General features: G+C 62.6%; 18 protein-coding genes. 11 read left to right on the forward strand and 7 right to left on the reverse strand.

Going from position 1 to position 20,081, the window contains the following annotated elements:
* Positions 1-5 precede the first annotated feature (5 nt).
* From FHX10_RS27790 to FHX10_RS27810, 5 genes are all read left to right on the forward strand, one after another.
* Positions 6-758 (forward strand): N-acyl amino acid synthase FeeM domain-containing protein, encoded by a 753-nt coding sequence (locus FHX10_RS27790; protein WP_047616349.1) that lies wholly within the window; start codon positions 6-8, stop codon positions 756-758.
* Between the two features lie 243 nt (positions 759-1,001).
* Complete coding sequence (locus FHX10_RS27795; RefSeq protein ID WP_047616350.1) at positions 1,002-1,226, forward strand: aa3-type cytochrome c oxidase subunit IV; 225 nt, start codon at positions 1,002-1,004, stop codon at positions 1,224-1,226.
* 153 nt (positions 1,227-1,379) lie between these two features.
* A complete protein-coding gene (locus tag FHX10_RS27800) occupies positions 1,380-2,528 on the forward strand; it encodes a Re/Si-specific NAD(P)(+) transhydrogenase subunit alpha (protein ID WP_063475308.1) in 1,149 nt (382 codons plus the stop codon).
* Positions 2,528-2,926: a proton-translocating transhydrogenase family protein gene (locus FHX10_RS27805; protein WP_003542949.1), complete on the forward strand. Its 399-nt coding sequence runs from the start codon at positions 2,528-2,530 to the stop codon at positions 2,924-2,926. Before FHX10_RS27800 ends, FHX10_RS27805 begins: the two co-directional genes overlap by 1 nt.
* 7 nt (positions 2,927-2,933) lie before the next feature.
* Positions 2,934-4,328, forward strand: coding sequence for an NAD(P)(+) transhydrogenase (Re/Si-specific) subunit beta (locus FHX10_RS27810; RefSeq protein ID WP_063475309.1), 1,395 nt, complete (start codon positions 2,934-2,936; stop codon positions 4,326-4,328).
* Between the two features lie 63 nt (positions 4,329-4,391).
* Here FHX10_RS27810 and FHX10_RS27815 read toward each other — a convergent pair whose 3' ends face one another.
* From FHX10_RS27815 to FHX10_RS27835, 5 genes are all read right to left on the reverse strand, one after another.
* On the reverse strand, positions 4,392-4,874 hold the full coding sequence (locus FHX10_RS27815) for a DUF992 domain-containing protein (protein WP_047616357.1): 483 nt from the start codon (positions 4,872-4,874) through the stop codon (positions 4,392-4,394).
* A gap of 102 nt (positions 4,875-4,976) precedes the next feature.
* Positions 4,977-6,629, reverse strand: coding sequence for a sensor histidine kinase (locus tag FHX10_RS27820; protein ID WP_063475310.1), 1,653 nt, complete (start codon positions 6,627-6,629; stop codon positions 4,977-4,979).
* 528 nt (positions 6,630-7,157) lie between these two features.
* The gene (locus FHX10_RS27825; protein ID WP_047616361.1) at positions 7,158-8,027 is read right to left on the reverse strand and encodes a tetratricopeptide repeat protein; all 870 of its coding nucleotides are present in this window, start codon (positions 8,025-8,027) and stop codon (positions 7,158-7,160) included.
* 134 nt (positions 8,028-8,161) lie between these two features.
* Positions 8,162-8,374: a 30S ribosomal protein S21 gene (gene rpsU, locus FHX10_RS27830; protein WP_003585885.1), complete on the reverse strand. Its 213-nt coding sequence runs from the start codon at positions 8,372-8,374 to the stop codon at positions 8,162-8,164.
* 177 nt (positions 8,375-8,551) lie between these two features.
* Positions 8,552-10,153, reverse strand: a complete 1,602-nt coding sequence (locus FHX10_RS27835; protein WP_047616608.1) for an adenylate/guanylate cyclase domain-containing protein — start codon at positions 10,151-10,153, stop codon at positions 8,552-8,554.
* Between the two features lie 288 nt (positions 10,154-10,441).
* On the opposite strand from FHX10_RS27835, the gene FHX10_RS27840 reads away from it, so the two are divergent.
* A complete protein-coding gene (locus tag FHX10_RS27840; protein WP_047616792.1) occupies positions 10,442-12,613 on the forward strand; it encodes a CHASE2 domain-containing protein in 2,172 nt (723 codons plus the stop codon).
* Positions 12,614-12,618: 5 nt separating this feature from the next.
* Here FHX10_RS27840 and FHX10_RS27845 read toward each other — a convergent pair whose 3' ends face one another.
* Positions 12,619-13,638, reverse strand: a complete 1,020-nt coding sequence (locus tag FHX10_RS27845; RefSeq protein ID WP_063475311.1) for a FecR domain-containing protein — start codon at positions 13,636-13,638, stop codon at positions 12,619-12,621.
* A 247-nt stretch (positions 13,639-13,885) separates the two neighbouring features.
* On the opposite strand from FHX10_RS27845, the gene FHX10_RS27850 reads away from it, so the two are divergent.
* The 5 genes from FHX10_RS27850 (at position 13,886) to FHX10_RS27870 (ending at position 19,574) form a co-directional block, all read left to right on the forward strand.
* Complete coding sequence (locus FHX10_RS27850) at positions 13,886-15,139, forward strand: sarcosine oxidase subunit beta family protein (protein ID WP_028756873.1); 1,254 nt, start codon at positions 13,886-13,888, stop codon at positions 15,137-15,139.
* 115 nt (positions 15,140-15,254) lie between these two features.
* A complete protein-coding gene (locus tag FHX10_RS27855) occupies positions 15,255-15,596 on the forward strand; it encodes a sarcosine oxidase subunit delta (protein ID WP_063475313.1) in 342 nt (113 codons plus the stop codon).
* Positions 15,593-18,586: a sarcosine oxidase subunit alpha gene (locus tag FHX10_RS27860; protein WP_063475314.1), complete on the forward strand. Its 2,994-nt coding sequence runs from the start codon at positions 15,593-15,595 to the stop codon at positions 18,584-18,586. The genes FHX10_RS27855 and FHX10_RS27860 overlap by 4 nt, the downstream gene beginning before the upstream one ends.
* Positions 18,579-19,127 carry a sarcosine oxidase subunit gamma gene (locus FHX10_RS27865; RefSeq protein WP_063475315.1) on the forward strand — a complete coding sequence of 183 codons (549 nt, stop codon included), beginning with the start codon at positions 18,579-18,581 and terminating at the stop codon, positions 19,125-19,127. The genes FHX10_RS27860 and FHX10_RS27865 overlap by 8 nt, the downstream gene beginning before the upstream one ends.
* Positions 19,128-19,175: 48 nt before the next feature.
* Positions 19,176-19,574, forward strand: coding sequence for a VOC family protein (locus FHX10_RS27870; protein ID WP_063475316.1), 399 nt, complete (start codon positions 19,176-19,178; stop codon positions 19,572-19,574).
* Between the two features lie 15 nt (positions 19,575-19,589).
* Here the strand turns inward: FHX10_RS27870 and FHX10_RS27875 are convergent, their stop codons facing one another.
* On the reverse strand, positions 19,590-20,078 hold the full coding sequence (locus FHX10_RS27875; protein WP_028756868.1) for a MaoC family dehydratase: 489 nt from the start codon (positions 20,076-20,078) through the stop codon (positions 19,590-19,592).
* Between the last annotated feature and the right edge of the window lie 3 nt (positions 20,079-20,081).

Consider the following 20,081-nt stretch of genomic DNA (forward strand, 5'->3'; position numbering starts at 1 on the left):
GAGAAATGTCAGAAACACTGTTCAAGCGTAGCGATTTCAGCACAAAAATTTTGGAAATTTTGGATCATGTCGAGTATCGCCGCGTCGAAAGCAGCGAAGACATGGAAGAGGTGGAACGGTTGCGCTACAAGGCCTACAAGGCCCATGACGTGCTGGCGCTCGCCCCGAAGGGGCTGCTTGACGATAGCGATTTCGACAGCCACGCCTATATTTTCGGACTGTATTATTATGGTGAGCTGGTCAGTACGATCCGGGTTCATTATGTGACACCCGAGCATCGCCTCAGCCAGTCCGGCGGCGCCTTCCCCGAGGCGATGGACGAGCTTCTGGATGCAGGACTGACCCTGATCGATCCGGCGCGTTTTGCGGCCGACCCCGAGCTCACCGCCGATCTGCCCTGGATCCCTTATCTGACGCTGAGGCCGACCATCGTGGCGGCAGCGTATTTCCGTGCGGACCGCGTTCTTCAGTTCGTTCGGCCGCCGCATGCGGCTTTTTACAAGCGGGTCTTCTACGCCGATACGGTCGTTCCCGGCCGGCTGGCGAAGAATTACGGGATCGACATGACGCTGATGGCGACGAATGTGATCGAGGTGGGGCGCAAGCTGTTGACGCGTTATCCCTTCTTCATCTCCAGCGCCAGCGAGCAGCGCATGATGTTTTCGCGCAATCCCAACGACACCTTGCCGCCGCTCACCATCATTCCGACGGCACGCTTCGTGCCGCAAGGCGAGCTCGGCACCGACCTGCCGCTGTGATTTGTCCTTGCCCCGACGGAGGGACGATGTCCGCGGGGCCGATGAATTGGGCGACGAATGCAGAGATATCAGCCGCTCTTCGGGCTCTTTCCGGGCCTCTGACATAGTGGTTGTCAGCCGCGCCTGCGGCATTCTCATGCATTGCGCTTTCGCCTGTCATTGTGTAATCCCTGCACGTAGGGACTTCCCTCGCAAGAGCGGGGGAATCAGGCAGCGCAGAGGCATTTCAGGGAGACGATATTTATGGCCGAACATCATACCGGACCGGTCGAGACCGGCGCGCCGATGGATTACAAGGAACATGAAAAGACCTACGACATGTTCATCGCCGGCGCGAAATACGGCTCGATGCTGCTCATCGTCCTCCTGCTTGCAATGACAGCCGGTTTCTTCGGCGGCGCCGGTCTTTTGGGCGGCCTCTTCGTCTTCATCATTCTTCTCGCCATCGGCATCGTCCTGCTCCGCTAATCGCGTAGATTCGGAGGGTCAGAGCGTCCTTTGTGCGTCCGAAAGGTGCACGGCGCTCTGAGGGAGGAGAGCTTCTCCGAAGCTTTGTGAACTAGGTGCTTGGCCCGCGCAGGCTAGCCTGTGGCGGTCCGGCTGACCCGGAGGAGGGGGCAGTTGGGCAATATTGTTTTTGTTGCGAGAGAAACTGAGGGCGAGGAGACGCGTGTCGCCGCCTCCGCCGAGACCGTGAAGAAAATGAAGAGTTTCGGCTTCGACGTTGTCGTCGAAGCCGGCGCCGGTGCGGCTTCCCGCATTCCGGACGGGGAGTTCGGGGCTGCTGGGGCCAGGATCGGCAGTTTTGCCGATGCGGCCTCCGCCGACGTGGTGCTGAAGGTGCGCCGTCCCAGCGGATCGGAAATCTCAGGCTATAAAAGCGGTGCTGTGGTCATCGCCATCATGGATCCCTACGGCAATGACGAAGCGATCGCGGCTCTGGCAAGTGCCGGGCTTTCGGCTTTCGCAATGGAGCTGATGCCGCGCATTACCCGCGCCCAGTCCATGGATGTGCTTTCGTCCCAAGCCAATCTCGCCGGCTACCAGGCCGTCATCGAGGCGGCTGGTGTCTATGACCGCGCCATGCCGATGATGATGACGGCGGCCGGCACCGTCCCGGCCGCCAAGGTCTTCGTCATGGGCGCCGGCGTCGCCGGTCTCCAGGCGATCGCGACCGCGCGTCGTCTCGGCGCGGCGGTCTCAGCCACCGACGTTCGCCCCGCTGCCAAGGAGCAGGTCGCTTCGCTCGGCGCCAAGTTCATCGCCGTCGAGGACGAGGAATTCAAGGCGGCGGAAACGGCCGGTGGCTACGCCAAGGAAATGTCCGCCGACTATCAGGCGAAACAGGCGGCTCTGGTAGCCGAACACATCGCCAAGCAGGATATCGTCATCACCACCGCGCTGATTCCCGGTCGTGCGGCGCCGCGGCTCGTTTCGCGCGCCATGCTTGCCGGGATGAAATCAGGGGCGGTCGCCGTCGACCTTGCGGTCGAGCGCGGCGGCAATATCGAGGGCGTCGTCGCCGGCGAGATCGCCGATGTCGAAGGCGTCAGGGTGATCGGTTTCGCCAATATGCCGGGCCGGGTTGCGGCCAGCGCCTCGGCGCTTTACGCCAAGAATCTCGTCACTTTCCTCGAGACCATGGTCAACAAGGAAACCAGCCGCGTCGTCGTCAATCTCGACGACGAGCTGGTCAAGGCGACGATGCTGACCTATGCCGGCGACGTGGTTCATCCCGCCTTCGGCGGCGCGAAGAAGGGAGACATCTGATGGCCAGTGAAGCAATGGACAGAGCGCTGGAGCAGCTCGACCAAGCGGTGACCGCCGTCATCACGGCGGCGGCCCAGGCACCGGAAGCGGCAAGTGCTGCGACCGGCGGGGCGATCGATCCTTTCGTCTTCCAGCTCGCCATCTTCGTATTGTCGATCTTCGTCGGCTATTACGTCGTGTGGTCGGTGACGCCGGCACTGCATACGCCGCTGATGGCCGTCACCAATGCGATCTCCTCCGTCATCGTCGTCGGCGCGCTTCTGGCGGTCGGCATCTCCACAAGCGGGCTTGCGACCGGCTTCGGTTTCGTCGCCCTCGTGCTCGTCTCGGTGAACATCTTCGGCGGCTTCCTCGTCACGCAGCGGATGCTTTCGATGTACCGCAAGAAGGACAGGTAAGGGACCGATGACCAATATCGCAGCCTTTCTCTACCTCGTCTCCGGCGTTCTCTTCATCCTGGCGCTGCGCGGCCTGTCGCATCCGGCCACCAGCCGCAAGGGCAATCTCTACGGCATGATCGGCATGGGGATCGCAATCCTGACGACGCTCGTGCTGGCGACGCCGAATTTTGGCGGCTTCGTGCTGATCGTCCTCGGCCTCGCCATCGGCGGCAGCGTCGGCGCCTATGTCGCCCGCACCATCGCCATGACCTCGATGCCGCAACTCGTCGCCGGTTTCCATTCGCTGGTCGGCCTTGCGGCCGTACTGGTCGCGGCCTCCGCACTCTATACGCCTGCCTCCTTCGGCATCGGTGAGATCGGCCACATTCACACCGAGGCGCGTGTCGAAATGGCGCTCGGCGTGGCGATCGGAGCGCTGACTTTCACCGGCTCGATCATCGCCTTTCTGAAGCTCGACGGACGCATGTCCGGCAAGCCGATCCTGCTGCCCTACCGGCATGTGATCAATGCCAGCCTGCTGGTGCTGATCGTGCTCTTCATCATCGGGCTTGCCGCCACCGAAAGCCATTTCGACTTCTGGGCCGTCGTGGCACTGTCGCTGGCGCTCGGCGTTCTGCTGATCGTGCCGATCGGCGGGGCCGATATGCCCGTCGTCGTCTCGATGCTGAATTCCTACTCGGGCTGGGCCGCGGCCGGGATCGGCTTCACGCTCGGCAATCTGGCGCTGATCATCACCGGCGCGCTTGTCGGCTCCTCCGGCGCGATCCTCTCCTACATCATGTGCAAGGGCATGAACCGCTCCTTCGTCTCCGTCATCCTCGGCGGTTTCGGGGGTGAGACGGCCATCGGCGGGCCGGACACATCCGACAGGACGGTGAAGCTCGGCTCGGCCGAGGATGCAGCCTATCTGATGGCGAATGCTTCAAAGGTCATCATCGTGCCGGGATACGGCATGGCGGTCGCCCAGGCCCAGCATGCATTGCGTGAGCTCGCCGACAATCTGAAGAAAAACGGCGTCGAGGTGAAATATGCGATCCATCCGGTCGCAGGCCGCATGCCCGGCCACATGAACGTGCTGCTCGCCGAAGCCAACGTTCCTTATGACGAAGTCTTCGAGCTCGAGGACATCAATTCGGAATTCGCTCAGGCCGATGTCGCCTATGTCATCGGCGCCAATGACGTCACCAATCCGGCGGCGCGCGACGACAAGACCTCGCCGATCTACGGCATGCCGATCCTCGATGTCGACCGGGCAAAGACCTGCCTCTTCGTCAAGCGCTCGCTCGGCTCGGGCTATGCGGGTATCGACAATACGCTGTTCTATAAGGACGGCACGATGATGCTGCTCGGTGACGCGAAGAAGATGACCGAGGATATCAACAAGGCGATCGCGCATTGATCGACAAAGATGCAGCCGCCCTCGGGGCGGCTGTTCGATTTGCGGCAGACCTGGCTAGTTTCCTCAGGTCTCGCCCGGCACCAGCGTCATCTTCTCGACGCCGATCGCCAGATTCAAACCTTCCTGCGCCTGAACGTTCAACGGCTGCAGCATGAAGGCCTTGTCGGTGCCGCCGGCGATGACCTTGGCGCCGGCGCCTGCACCGATGCTCGCATCGGCGCCGATCCCGTAATATTCGCCGGCGAGGGCGAATTGCGGGATATCCGTGCCGGTCTTTGCCAGCACCTGCCAGATCATGACGCTCTTGCCGGTCTGGCCGATATCGAGCCCGAATTTCTCGATCTTTCCGGCATAGACCGCCTTGGCGCCGCCGGATGCCGGTGTGTAGGTGCAGATGAGGTTCTTCTGCGAGGTGACGATCAGACCCTGGCCGCCATCCGATCCGCAGACCAGACGGCCAAGCGTGACATAGTTTTCCGCGCCCGCCGGGCTCGCCCAGGCAGCGGCCGTCAGTGCCGCGGCTGCGATCATGATTTGCTTGAACATGGCCTTTCTCCTTTGGAACGACCTGTCCGAAACGGGTGGAAATAGCGATTGTTCCGGGCGCAGATTCAAAGTGACAGCGCGTCTGCAGAGACGCGCAGCGCTCTATTCCCGCTCCAGCGTGGCGCGTTGCGCCGTCAGCACCCACAGCAGACCTTCGGGGCGGAAATCGATCTCAACCGTGCCGCGGAAGGCGGAGGCGGCATGGGCTTTGATCACGGTCGTGCCGAAGCCCGAGCGTGATGGCTCGGTGACCGTCGGGCCGCCTTGCTCCTCCCAGGTGAAGCGGAGCAGGGCATCCGGCTTGTCTTCCTCCCTGATATCGCGCCATTCGAAGCGGACGCGGCCTTGCGGCACCGAGAGCGCGCCGTATTTCACCGAATTGGTGGCAAGTTCATGCAAAGCGAGGCCGAGATTCTGCACGGCATCCGGCTTCAGCACGAAGTCTTGCCCGCTGATGTCGATCTGCTCGCGCGATTGCGGGAAGGCCTGCAGATGAATGTCGACCACCCGTCGCAGCGACACCCCGCCCCATTGCTCGCTGGTCAGGAGCTCGATCGAACGCACCAACCCCTCGAGGCGGTCGGCGACGGCGGCGCGGAAGGTCTCGACGCTGTCGGACTGCTTGGCGAGCTGGCGCATCATTGCCTGGGCTAGCGTCAGAAGATTCTTGGTGCGGTGGACGAGCTCATGCATGACGAAACGCAGTCGGTCCTCGGTCTGGCTGCGATCGAAAGAGGCATTCGAAAGAGCAATCGCCACCTGGTTCGCCTCGATGACGCTGGTCTCGACCGGCGAGACGATATGGCCTTCGCCCATGCGGTTCGCCATTTCGGCGATATCGCGGATGGTGGTACGCACCTGCCTTGCGACGGCATAGGCGCCCAGCACGGCGACGAGCACCAGGGCGACGCCGCCGATGATGAGGAAACGCCAGGTGCTAAGGATCGAAGCCTGGGCGATCGGTCCCCAGATCACTGTCTTCCACGACCAACCTGGGATTTGGGCATAACCGAGGAGCATGTGCGGCAGGATCGCCTCGTCCCGGAAGACGCCACGCGGCGCGGTGAGTGCGGGCAGGATGCGCGGATCGAAAGCCGTGCCGGGTTCTAGATTGGCGGGGCCGGTGGCCGCGACGACATGGCCGCTGTCATCGATGACGGCAGCCGACCAGCCGGTTGCAAGACCCTCGGTGGTCACGAGCTTGCGCAGATCCTTGGCATCCTGGGTAATGATGAGGGCAGCAACGGGATCGTTCTTCCGCGGCAGGGTGACGTTATAAACCCAATCGCCGCTGGTCCGGCCGCGAAAGACGTCCGATGCTTCGATGCGACCGGAAGCCATGACCGCCTCGAGGGCAGGCATGTTCGCCGTCTTGTCGAGCGGTGTGCCGAATGCCCGGCGTGTGTTCAACAACTGCTGGCCGCTGCGATCGACGGCGATGACGAAAAGCGTATTGTCTCGAAGGGCCGTTTCGGTGCGTTCGTGGAAGGCGGCGAGATTGCCATTTTCCAGCTCCGGCGAGCTGGAAAGCAGCCGCAGCGTCGTTGCCATATCCTGAAGCTGGCGATCAATGATGCGCGAAAGGGCGAGCGCATCCTGGGCCGTCTCGCGCCTCAGCGCCGAGCGCTGGTTGTCTTCCAGCTGCAGCAGAAGCAGCGTCACAAAGGCGAAGATCGGCAGTGCGATCGCCACCGCCATGGCGACGAGGTAGGTGCCGATCGAGGCTTTGGGAAAGAACAGTGCGACGATCTTCATCTGCCGCGCCACATGACGTGGGCTACGGCATAATTCCTTAAATCGGATCGATCTAACGGTACAATTATGCAGCCATTCACAGGGTGACTGCATCCTTTACGCGCCTGAAAAGACGCGCGGCGCCGGAATGCGCGTGGCCCGCAACGGTTTTCGCTTGCGGCCAGGAAAGCAAAGATCCGCATCTCTCGCAAACCGCCCCCAACACGTGTTCGAACGCCCGATAGCGGGCTATCGAAGCAGCGCCATGTTAGGGGGAGCAAGAGCAGGTTGCAACATGGTATGACACGCGATCGACGGTGACGGACGCTTTTTCCGGCGTCTCTTCTGAAGGAGGCGCGCGGCTGCTTTTTTTGGCGGGGATCGCTTCCGCCGCCCGGCGCGACACAATCTCACATTGACGATATCGGCAGGGTGCTTCCGCAAGATTCGTTTGAATCTTCAGGGCTTTGGCCGGCGCCCCGATGGGCGGTGCGATCGGCAGGGGCTGCTACGGGCGGCCGATGTTTTCGGGCCGCCCGATTCATATCCTTAGCCGGCTGGGGCAACGCCGACTCGGGCAAGACCGTCGCGTGCCGGCTGGTATTTGGGATCGAGGCCGATCGCGTGGCGATAAGAGCGGGCGGCCTTCGCCTTATCGCCACGACGTTCGTAGACGAGCGCTTGGTTGGCCCAGGATTCGGCGAGGTTGCCGTTGAGCTCGATCGCATGGTTGAAATCGGCAAAGGCGTTGTCGTCGTCGTTCAGCGCGATATAGGAAATGCCGCGGCCATTATAGGGTTCGGCAGAATTCGGCGCGAGCGAGATGGCTTTCGAGAAATCGTCGATCGCCTTGTCCTGCTGATTGCGCTTCTGATAGATCAGGCCACGATTGTGATAGGCGCGGCCATCGGTGGTGCCGAGCTGGATCGCCTTGTCGAAATCGTTGAAAGCCTGATCGTCCTGGCCAGCCATGCGATAGACATTGCCGCGGCCGATATAGGCGACGTCGTAGCTCGGATTGATCTGCAGGGCGGCATTGTAATCGCCAATCGCCTGAGCCTGCTGGCCCATGTTGCGATAGACAAGGGCGCGGTTGGCGTAGGCCTGGAAAAACCGCGGGTTGATCTGCAGCGCCGTGTTGAAATCGTTCAACGCCTGGCGGAACTCGCCGGCGCGGCCATAGGCGGAGCCGCGGACGTTGTAACCTTCTGGATCTCTCGGATTGGCATTGATAACAGCCGTCAGCGAAGCGATGTTCTCTTCCGAACCTTGCGCCTTGTCGATGCGGATCACGGCATCCGAGGTGTTGGTCGTCTCGCAGCCGGCGAGGCCGAACATCGCCGCCAGCGCCAAGGCGGGCAGGAATGCGGTTTTCTGCAAGCGCAAAGCGCGGGACGGATTGAAGGTGTTGACAGCCATTCGGGCTCGCTTTCCCCATGCGGCATATCCGGTGCGCGGATATGCGATCTTCAGCGGCAAACTAAAAAGGCGGCGGCGAACCCATCGCCCCCGCCACAATGCATCTGAAAACGTCGAAAAAACGACGGCAACGCTCAGCGTGCGACCAGACCTTCGCGCTGGGCGCGCTTGCGGGCCAGCTTGCGAACGCGACGAACAGCCTCGGCCTTCTCGCGAGCACGCTTCTGCGACGGCTTCTCGTAGTAGTCGCGCATCTTCATTTCGCGGAAAATGCCTTCGCGCTGCATCTTCTTCTTGAGAGCGCGGAGAGCCTGATCAACATTGTTATCGCGGACAAGTACCTGCACGAGAATCACGTTCCTTTGGTTGGTTGATGCCGGAGGCGGCGCAGCGGCCAGAGGCAAAACAATAACGTTCGCGCGGCCGCAGCCTTGCGATTGGTGATGCGGAATAGCAGATCGGGTATGGGAAGTCCAGATGGATATGGGAGGCAGGTGGAAAAATCACGCCTGCCCCGAATCCGCTCACGATCCGGCCGTTTCGGGCGCGGCTTCATCCAGCGCGGCGATGGCCTCCTTGAGAGCCGTCCTGACCCGGAGGCGGTCGGCCGGCTCCAGCCGGCTCATATCCAGATGCAGGTCAAGGCCGGAGAGATGCTCGCTGAGAACACGGCTCTTGTGATCCGCGCCGAGCGTCAGCCCATCCACCGCATAGGGCACGATTTCGCGCTGGATGCCCTTCATCGTGATCGGCGGCAGGGGATGGGCGTCGACGATTTCGTTCACCAGCGCATAGGTTTCGTAGCTGATGACGATCTCTCCTCCCTGGGCGATCGATTGCAGCCGGGCCGCGAGATTGGCCTCCGCCCCGATAATCGTATAGTCCATACGGTCATTGCTGCCGAAATTGCCGACATTGCAATAGCCGCTGTTGATGCCCATGCGGACGACGAAGGGCTCTTCGGTGCCGTTTCTGCGCCATCTGTCCTTGAGTTCGCCGAGACGGTGCTGCATGGCGACGGCCATGCGCAGACAGGCTTTGGCGTCCTCCTCCGGTCCCTTGGTTTCGGGATCGCCGAAGAAGACCAGCATCGCGTCGCCGATGAACTTGTCCACCGTGCCGCCATGCTCCAGGGCAATATTCGACATTTCGGTCAGATATTCGTTGAGCATCTCCGTCAGCGCTTCCGGCTGCAGGCGCTCGGTCGTCGCCGTGAAATCCTTGATGTCGGAGAAGAAGATCGTCAGGCGCTTGCGCTCGGTATGCACGACCACGTCCTTCTGTCCGGAGAAGATGCTCTTGTAGATCTGCGGCGAGAGATAGCGCGATATCTTCAGCGAAACGCTGGCGAGAAACTCGTTCGCCGCTTCCAGATCCTGGTTGGCGCTATGGATCGCGCGCGCCTGCTGCCGCTGGAGCAGAATGAAGCTGATGCCGATGATGGCGACGAAAAGAAAATAGCAGAGCAGGTATTTGAAGGCGAAGACGTTGCCCGCATAAGGCTGCCGGATGATGACCTCCTGAATGCCGCGCACATCGCCCACCTTCCAATCAGTCTTCGGGCTTTCGGGATGGCTATTGTGGCAGGCAACACAGGCCTGGCCCATGACGACGGGGGTGATGAACCGCAAGGTGTCGGTCAATCCGACGCGGGTGAGATCGTTCAGCGTCTGCTGCGGATTGGCGCGCAACGCGGCGAGCGATTTCTTCTCGAAGTCGTCGAGCTCGTGAGAGGCGCGGCTCTTGAACGGCAGGTCGGAGACGAAACGGTAGGTGATATTGGCCTGCTGTTCCTTAATGACGTCGCCGAGCTCCAGGGACAATGTGGCCGGCAGCGGAATGGCGCCTGGTATATTCGCGTAGTTGTGAGAGACGATCGTGCCTTCGGTCGCGCCGCTGGCATGGGCGGCCAGCACGCGCCCCACGACATTGGCGGAATAGTAGGAGCGGATGCTCGATATCAGCGAGCTCATGTCGCGCGCCTGACGCCGCAGGGTGTTTCCGGAGAGATCGCTGATATCGAGCCAGACGGCCAGCGGCAGCCCTGCGAGCATTGCCAGCACGACGACAATCAGCCAGTGGCCGCTGCGACGCGCGGCGGTTTCGGAAATCACGGCGACCTCCATCGCTCTCGAAAGCATCCGATTTTTCGGTCGCTACAAGAACATTTCGCCGCGCGCCGAGCAAGGTCGAAGCCTTGTCATCCAAGCAAAAGCACGGCCAAAATTGGAGGTGTGTTGGTATTGAAGAGGTTTGCAGGCCGCCGGCCGGAAAACGAAATGCGGGAGGCGGAAAAGACACTGCTCGGGATGCATGTGCGAATGGCGTTTGGACTGAAAGCGGCGTAGCCTGTCTGACGGCAGGTTCGGTCCGCTCTACCCTGTCTGCCGTGGGAGGGGACGCCCGGTGAGATGATGACGCGCGTGCAGCAAATCGGTGTCGTTATCGGCCTGGCGATCGTGGCTGCGCTGACGATCCTCCGGGCCGGCGATCCCGGGATTTTCAAGCTGATCCGCGGCGTGACGTTCGACGAGTATCAGCGGCTGGTTCCCAGAACCTTCGAGCCGATGCCGGTCCGCGTGATCGACATCGACGAGGCATCGTTGCGCGAATTCGGCCAATGGCCATGGCCGCGGGACCGGATCGCCCTGCTGGTGGACCGGCTTTCGCAGATGGGGGCTGCGGCCATCGCCTTCGATATTCTGTTCGCCGAGCCGGACCGGCTGTCGCCGCGCAACGTTGTCCGCGAGGTTGCCGGCGTCGATCCTTCCCTTGCCGAGAAGCTGCCTGACAATGACGAGATATTCGCCAGCGCAATTGCCGAGAAACCCGTCGTCCTCGGCTTCGGTCTTTCCAACGAGGGCAATTACCGGCCGCCTGTCAAGGCGGGCTTTGCCTTCACCGGCGAAAGCCCCGTCTCGGCTCCACCCTATCTCCGCGCCTCGACACCACTCAGGCCGCAATTGGAGGCCAAGGCGGCGGGGCTGGGTCATATCAGCCTCAACCCCGGCAATCCCTCGCCGGTGGTGCGGGCGGTGCCGCTGTTTCTGACCGACGGCACGCAGCTCTATCCGAATCTGGCGATCGAGGCCCTGCGCGTGGCGCAGGGAGTGTCGACCTATGTGCTGTCAGGCGCGCCCGATCGCGCCGGCATCATGACATCGGCAAAGATCGGGGATTTCGTCGTGCCGCTGACGGCGGCGGGCGAACTCTGGCTCTATGTCAGTCCCGACCGGGCCGAGCGGTACATATCCGCCCGGCAGGTGCTCGCCGCCGAAGGGGCCGCTCCCGAGGTCGCGGCCGCCATCGACGGCAGCATCGTCTTCGTCGGCACGTCGGCGGCCGGGCTGCAGGACATTCGCGTCACCGCGCTCGGCGAGAACGTTCCCGGCGTTTCGCTGCATGCGCAGGCTGTGGAGCAGATCCTCTCTGGTCATTACCTGTCGCGGCCCGACTGGGCGGACGGCCTGGAAATCCTGATGATTGCCGTGCTCGGATGCCTGCTCGTCGTGGTGACGACCTTCGTCAGCCCGGCGGTCGCGCTGATCTGCGGCCTGCTGATCACGGCAATGGGGTTGGTGGCGTCCTGGCTCTCGTTTCTCTATGCAGGACTTCTCTTCGATCCGCTGGCTCCAATCGTCAGCGGATCGATCATCCATTTTGCCGCGACCTCCTTCCGGATCCTGGTGATCGACCGGGAGCGGCGGGCGGTGCGGCGGGCCTTCGGCCATTATCTTTCTCCGTCGCTGCTGCATCGCATCGAGCATACCCGCGACGCGTTGCGCCTCGGCGGCGACGACCGCGAGCTGACGGTGATGTTCGTCGATGTCAGGAGCTTTACCGAGATCAGCGAGCGGCTGGCGCCGACGGATGTCGTCGCGTTCCTGAACACGTTGCTCGATGCGCTGAGCCGCCATGTGGTGGCCAATGAAGGCACGCTCGACAAGTTCATCGGCGATTCGATCATGGCATTCTGGAATGCGCCCGTCGATGTGGCCGATCATGAGACCAAGGCGGTTCGCGCTGCACTTGCCATGCGCGAGACGCTGGCCGAATTGAATGCCGGCGACGCCTTCGGCTTCGGGCCCGAACAAAAGGTCGGGATCGGCATCGGCATTCATACCGGCCTTGCCTGCGTCGGCAATATGGGCGCCAAGACCCGCTTCAACTATTCGGCGGTCGGCGACGCCGTCAACGTCGCGGCGCGGCTGGAATCATGCTGCAAGGAGGTTGGCTTCGATATTCTGATATCCGACAGCACGGCAAAGTCGGTGCAGGGGATGGCGCTGATCGAGGCCGGCGCCATTCCGCTCAAAGGCAAGAGCAGCCGAACGCAGATCCTTGCCGTCGTCGGCGACGAACGTGTTGCCGCATCTGCCGAGTTTGCAGCACTTGTTGGCGTTCATCAGCAACTGATGCAGGCCCTGCTTTCGCATTCGAAGAACACCCGCAAGCTTATCGGCACGGCAAAGCTCAGGGCGGTGCAGGTGATCGACGGCCTGGCGGAATTCTATCAACGAATATCCGGCAGGACGGATCATTTTCGCGAGGCGCCCGATGGATTGGAGAAGAGTGCGGCCGACTGAGGGCGTCAGCGGTTGCGATTGAGGCCCCAGCCCTTGCCATGGTTCCGATCCCTTTTGTGATCCCGATCTTTATCGTGATCGCGGTCACGATCCCGATGATCCCCTCGATCGTGATAGTCGTGATCATCGTGCTGATCGTGATGTTCATGCCGGCCACGGCCATCATGCTTATCGGGTTTATCCGGTTTGTCGTGATGCGGCTTGTCAGGCTTGTCGGGCTTGTCGGGCGTGGCCGGCCGCTCTTTCTGCGGCTCGGCCTGCCGCTGCGGCGGATCTTGTCGCTGCGGATTGGGCGCCGGCTCGGTTGAAGACGGAGGCGAGGGCCGGTTTCTCTCTTTTCTGTCCGGCGCGACGGAGGCCACATTGCAGCCGCCGAGCATGCCGATGCCGCCCGAAAGTCGCTGATTGCCGGAGAGGAAGGGGAGGGCGCGCGGATTTCCGAGCGTCTCGAGAACACTGGGATCGACCCGGCGTGCCGCCGACATATTGCCGTTCGGCTTGGCCACCACGCAATCGCAGCGCTGCTGCAACTGCCGGCAGCCGCCCGGGCCGCAAAACTGGGCCGCGCCGTTCAGCAGCACGACGGCGGTCGTGCCGTCAGGGCCGACGTAGAAATCGAAAGCGGTGCCGCGTACGCCGATCGTGCCGGCCGGCGTCAGGATCTGGTAGGCCGAGGAGTTGGAACTGCCGCTGACCCAGCGGAACGTCCCTTTTGCCGCTCTGATGGTCAGTTTCTTGACCGATTGGGAATCATCGAAGACATATTTGTCGATGACAACCGACGAACCCCAGCCGACCGCGAGCTTCGTGCCGTCACGAAACAGGAACTGGCCGAGCCCCGATTGCGATGTCTTGATGCGCTCGTTGCGATGAACTTTGGTGTCGACCTCGATCGGGCCGCTTTGTCCCGTCACCTCGGTCTTGATGACGACAGCCTGGCCGACCGGCTCGGCGGCGGGTGCCGGCCATGCGCTGCTTAACGCGACGCAAAGCGTCGCGACTGATACTGAGCGCCAACCCCACATGATACACATACCCCAGAACATGCGATGATTAGCATTTTAGCAATTGCTTGTCTTCTCACCCTGTTGGGCTAGGACGGAGGAGGCAGAGCATGGCGTCGACCGAAAACCGCGCAGTTTTTCGCCATCATGTCGTTTAGTGTCAAAAGCAAAGCTCTCGCGCGTCGCAAAAGAACCGTTGTGCCGCATTTGGATTTGCGATTTGTATGGGCGCGGAGAACAGCCCCTTGCCCGAAGGAGAAGAAGGCGGATGCGGAAATATTCGGTTTTTGCCGTGGCGCGGGAGGCCCTTCGTGGCCACAAGGGCTGGGAGAAGCAGTGGACTTCGCCTGAGCCGCGCGCTGAATACGACGTCGTCATCATCGGCGCCGGCGGCCACGGGCTGGGTGCCGCCTACTACCTCGCCAAGGAACACGGCATCACCAATGTTGCGGTGATCGAGAAGGGCTGGCTCGGCGGCGGCAATACCGGGCGCAACACCACCATCATCCGCTCGAACTATCTCTATGAAGAGAGCATGCACATCTACGAGCATTCGATGAAGCTCTGGGAAGGGCTTTCCCAGGAGCTCAACTACAATGTGATGTATTCGCCGCGCGGCGTGATGATGCTTTCGCACAATATTCACGACCAGCAGTCCTTCAAGCGGCATATCCATGCCAACCGGCTCTACGGCATCGACAATGAATGGCTGACGCCGGAGCAGGCGAAGGCCTATTGTCCGCCGCTCGATATCTCGGCCAGCGCGCGCTACCCGATCAACGGCGCAGCACTGCAGCGCCGCGGCGGCACGGCGCGGCACGACGCGGTCGCCTGGGGTTATGCGCGAGCGGCCTCGGACCGCGGCGTGCACATCATCCAGAATTGTGAAGTGACCGGGATCCGGCGCGGTGCGGACGGACGGGTGACCGGGGTCGAGACCTCGCGCGGTTTCATCGGCGCCAAGAAGGTCGCCGTGTCGGCGGCCGGCCATACGACAACTGTCATGCAGATGGCCGGCGTGCGTGTGCCGCTGCAATCGAGCCCGCTGCAGGCGCTGGTCTCCGAGCCGTTGAAGCCGATCTTTCCCTGCGTCGTCATGTCAAACACGGTGCATGCCTATATCTCCCAGTCCGACAAGGGAGAGCTGGTCATCGGCGCCGGCACCGACCAGTATAATTCCTATTCCCAGACCGGCGGGCTGCAGATCATCACCCACACGCTCGATGCCATCTGCGAGCTCTTCCCGATGTTCCGGCGCGTCAAGATGATGCGGCAATGGGGCGGCATCGTCGACAATACGCCGGATCGTTCGGCGATCCAGTCGAAGACGCCGGTTCCCGGGCTCTACGTCAATTGCGGCTGGGGCACCGGCGGTTTCAAGGCGACGCCAGGCTCGGCCAATCTCTTCGCGCATCTGATTGCCCGCGACGAGCCGCATAAATTCAATGCCGGGCTGACGCTGGAGCGTTTTCGCAGCGGCCGGCTGATCGACGAAGCAGCGGCGGCGGCGGTGGCGCACTGATGACAAATGTTATGGCTGAGCCTCGGACGCTCACTCCTTTCGTCGCTTACCCCCTCATCCGCCTTTCAGGCACCTTCTCTCTGCTGGGGAGAAGGGGAGGAGAAGGAAATCCCACATGCTGCTGATCCATTGCCCTTACTGTCAGGAAGAGCGTTCCGAGCTCGAATTCCGCGGCGCGGGTGACGCGCATATCGCGCGGCCCGCCGAGATCGCCTCGATCTCGGACGAGGAATTCGAGGCCTACTTCTTTCTGCGCGACAATCCGAAGGGGCTGATCTTCGAACGTTGGCGACACATTCACGGCTGCGGGCGTTTCTTCAACGCGGCGCGAGATACGGTGACCGACAAGTTCATCGTGACCTACAAGGCGGGCGAGCCGAAGCCTGAGATCGGGGCTGCGGCCAGGCAGCATGGGCCTGTCGAGACATATGAAGCCGTGGAAGGAGAGGCGCAATGAGCGGCGTGAACCGTATCGCCGGCAAGGGGCGCCTGACACCGGCCAAGACCGCCCGCTTCAGCTTCGACGGAAAGAGCTATACGGCGCTCGAAGGTGATACCGTCGCCTCGGCGCTGATCGCTAACGATGTGCATCTTCTGGGACGCTCGTTCAAATATCACCGGGCCCGCGGTATTCTGTCTGCAGGGGCCGAGGAGCCGAACGCGCTGATCGACGTCGCCCGTGATACGGCGCGCAAGCAGCCGAACGTGCGCGCCACCGTGCAGGAAGTTTTTGACGGCATGATCGTCAACTCCCAGAACCGCTGGCCCTCGCTCGCCTTCGATGTCGGCGCCGTCAACAATCTGATGTCGCCGTTCTTCGCCGCCGGTTTCTACTACAAGACCTTCATGTGGCCGCGCGCCGCCTGGAAACACGTCTACGAACCGCTCATCCGTCGCGCCGCCGGCCTCGGGGTCGCGCCGACGGAAGAGGATCCGGACCATTATGCCAGCCGCTATGCCCATTGCGACGTGCTGGTGGTCGGCGCCGGCGTTGCCGGGCTTTCGGCTGCGTTGGCTGCGGCTGAGACCGGTGCCCGGGTGATCCTTTGCGACGAGCAGGCGGAAGCCGGCGGTGCGTTGCGCTACGATGCCGGCGTGACGATCGACGGACAGGACGGCTATGCCTGGGCCCAGAAGGCCGTGGCGCGGCTGAAGGCGATGGACAATGTCGAAGTGCTCACCCGCACGACCGCCTTCGGCTACTACAACCACAATTTCGTCGGTCTTGCCGAGCGCGTCACCGACCATATCGCCAAGCCCTCCCACGATCTGCCGCGCGAGCGGCTCTGGCAGGTCCGGGCCAAGCGGGTCATCCTCGCCACCGGCGCGATCGAGCGGCACATGGTATTTCCGAACAACGACCGGCCGGGCATCATGCTCGCCTCGGCGGGGCGGATGTATCTCAATCACTACGGTGTCGCCGTCGGGACCAAGGTCGGCATCTACACGGCGCACGACTCGGCCTATGAAGCGGCTTTCGATCTGAAACGGGCCGGTGTTTCGATCGCCGCCATCGTCGACAGCAGGCAAGCGCCGGGAGCGGCGGTGCTGGAAGAGGCGCGTGCGCTCGGCATCGATGTTCTCACAGGCCAGTCTGTTATCAACACCGCGGGACGGCTGCGCATCTCATCGATGACGGTGGCGCGCAACGGCGGCGGTTCATCGCGCAAGATCGCGGTCGATGCGCTCCTGGTTTCGGCCGGCTGGACGCCGTCCGTCCATCTCTTCTCGCAGTCGCGCGGCAAAGTGGCCTTCGATGCCGAAAGCCAGCGCTTCCTGCCCGGCTCCTATGCCCAGGACTGCCTGTCGGTCGGCGCCTGCAACGGCACCGACGACCTGCAGCGGACGATCGAGGAATCGCTTGCCGCCGGCGAGCTGATGGCGCAGGCCACCGGCAAAAGCAGCGGCGAGAAGATCGCAATTTCGGCCGAGCAAGCCTATGACTGGACGGGCGGCATGATCGGCGCTGCCGAAGGCGCCGGTCCGAAGACCAACGCCAAGGCCTTCATCGATTTCCAGCACGACGTCTGCGCCAAGGATATCCGCCTTGCCGTGCGCGAAGGCATGCATTCGATCGAGCATATCAAGCGCTTCACGACCAACGGCATGGCCTCGGACCAGGGCAAGCTCTCCAACATGCATGGCCTGGCGATTGCCGCCGAAATGCTCGGCAAGGAAATCCCGCAGGTGGGGCTCACCACGTTCCGTGCGCCCTATACGCCGGTCACCTACGGTACGCTGATCGGCCACTCGCGTGGAGAGCTGTTCGATCCGACGCGCAAGACGCCGCTGCACGATTGGGAGGAAGCCCATGGCGCGGTCTTCGAAGATGTCGGCAACTGGAAGCGCGCTTGGTTCTATCCGCGGGCCGGCGAGACCATGCATCAGGCGGTCTCTCGCGAATGCCGGACGGCGCGCGAGTCGGCCGGTATCTTCGATGCCTCGACGCTGGGCAAGATCGAGGTGGTAGGGCCGGATGCGGCGAAGTTCCTCAACCTCATCTACACCAATGCCTGGGATACGCTGAAGCCCGGCAAGGCTCGCTACGGCATCATGACCCGCGAGGACGGCTTCGTTTATGACGACGGTGTCGTCGGACGCCTGGCGGACGACCGTTTCCACGTGACGACGACAACCGGCGGCGCGCCGCGCGTCCTTCACCACATGGAAGATTACCTGCAGACGGAATTCCCGAATCTGAAGGTCTGGCTGACCTCGGTGACCGAACAATGGGCGGTCATCGCCGTGCAGGGGCCGAAGGCGCGCGAGATCGTCGCGCCGCTGGTCGAAGGACTCGATCTTTCGAACGAGGCCTTCCCGCATATGAGCGTTGCCGAGTGCACGGTCTGCGGGGTGCCGGCACGGCTCTTCCGCGTCTCGTTCACCGGCGAAATCGGCTTCGAAATCAACGTGCCGGCCGATTACGGCCAGTCGGTGCTCGAAGCGGTCTGGGCCAATGCCGAACCGCTCGGCGCCTGCGTCTACGGCACCGAGACGATGCACGTTCTTCGCGCCGAGAAGGGTTACATCATCGTCGGGCAGGATACCGATGGGACGGTGACCCCCGATGACGCCGGACTTTCCTGGGCGGTTTCGAAGAAAAAGACGGATTTCGTCGGCATTCGCGGGTTGAAGCGGCCGGATCTCGTCAAGGACGGGCGCAAGCAGCTTGTCGGCCTCGTCACCAAGGACCCGAATCTGGTGCTCGAAGAAGGCGCGCAGATCGTCGCGAGCCCGAACGAGCCGAAGCCGAAGACCATGCTCGGCCACGTCACGTCAGCTTACTGGTCGGACAATTGCGACAGGTCGATCGCCTTCGCGCTCGTCGCCGGCGGCCGGGCGCGGATGGGCGAAACGCTCTATGTGCCGATGCCGGACCGGACGATCGCCGTCGAAGTGACGGATCTGGTATTCTTTGACAAGGAAGGGGGCCGCATCTATGGCTGATGTCGCAATTCGCAAACCGGCGCTTGCCGGCCGTCTCGGCGGCTCCGCAACGGTGCGGCTGACGACCGCACCCGCTGCCAGCCGGGTGGCGCTGCGGGCGCCTGCAGAATCGCTCGCAACACTTTCCGCTGCTCTCGGCCTGTCACTGCCGACCGCCCCGAAAACATCCGGCCGGGCTGGCGCCCGCTCGGCGCTGTGGATCGGGCCGGACGAATGGCTTGTCATCGATGAGGATGGCGCCGACCTGATGGCGGCATTTTCCGGTGCCGGCGCGCTGCATTCGGCGACCGACGTGTCCCACCGCAATGTGGCAATCATCGTCTCCGGGCCGGGCGCGGAGGCAACACTTTCGGCCGGCTGCCCGCAGGATCTGTCGCTTGCTGGCTTTCCGGTCGGAGCCGCATCGCGCACAATCCTGGGCAAGGCGGAGATCGTGCTTTTCCGCACGGAAGAAGACACGTTCCGGGTGGAGTGCTGGCGGTCGTTTTCGGATTACGTCTTCGGGCTGCTGAACGAGGCGGCTCACGACGCCGGGCATTGAGCCCGCGCCAATCCCGGCTGGGTAAGCCTTCATTCAAGGGGTAGGCCAATGCTGCACCATGCTTCTCTCGGCGTTTCCGATATTGAACGGTCGGCGGCATTTTACGATACCACGCTGGCCGCGCTCGGTTACGTCAGGGTCTGGGACGATATCCGGCCGGGGCAAACGGGGCAGGCAATCGGCTATGGCCTTCCCGGCGGCGGGGACAAACTGGCGATCAAGCATCGCCCGGATGGCCAGCGTCCAGCCGGCCCGGGTTTTCATCTGGCTTTTGCCGCCCCGAACCGCCAGGCGGTCGATCGGTTTCATGCGGCGGCCATCGCGCATGGCGGCGGTGACAATGGCCGGCCCGGCCTGCGGCCCCATTACGGTGAGCACTATTACGCGGCGTTCGTCACGGATCCCGACGGACATGCTCTCGAAGCTGTGTTCAATTCGGCCGAGTAGCAAAAGCAGTTTTGCTTAGACGTCCTCGGGACGGTCCTTCGGGTCGAATTGGATGATGGTGATCCATTTTGCCGTCAGCGCCGGCTTCTTCTCGTTTTCGATCTCGATCGAGACGTCATAGGTGGTCATCAGCATGCCGGCGCCGCGGAAGCGGGCCTCGGAGAGCAGGAAGCGGCCGCGGACGCGGGCGCCGCTCTTCACCGGCGTCATGAAGCGGACGCGCTCGAAGCCGTAGTTGATGCCCATGGTCTGCTCGCGCACTTTCGGCAGGCAGTTGTAGTTCATCGTCGACAGCAGAGACAGTGTCAGGAAGCCGTGAGCGATGGTGCCGCCGAAGGGGCTCTCGGCTGCCGCGCGTGCGGGATCAACGTGAATGAACTGATGATCGTCGGTCGCCGCCGCGAAGGCATCGATCATCGACTGGTCGACGGTGATCCAATCCGATAGGCCCGTTTCCATGCCGATCAATCCCCGCACGTCGGAGAGTGAAATTTCCGTGACCATAAA

The sequence above is a fragment of the Rhizobium sp. BK591 genome (assembly GCF_014195045.1).
Lineage (GTDB): Bacteria > Pseudomonadota > Alphaproteobacteria > Rhizobiales > Rhizobiaceae > Rhizobium > Rhizobium anhuiense.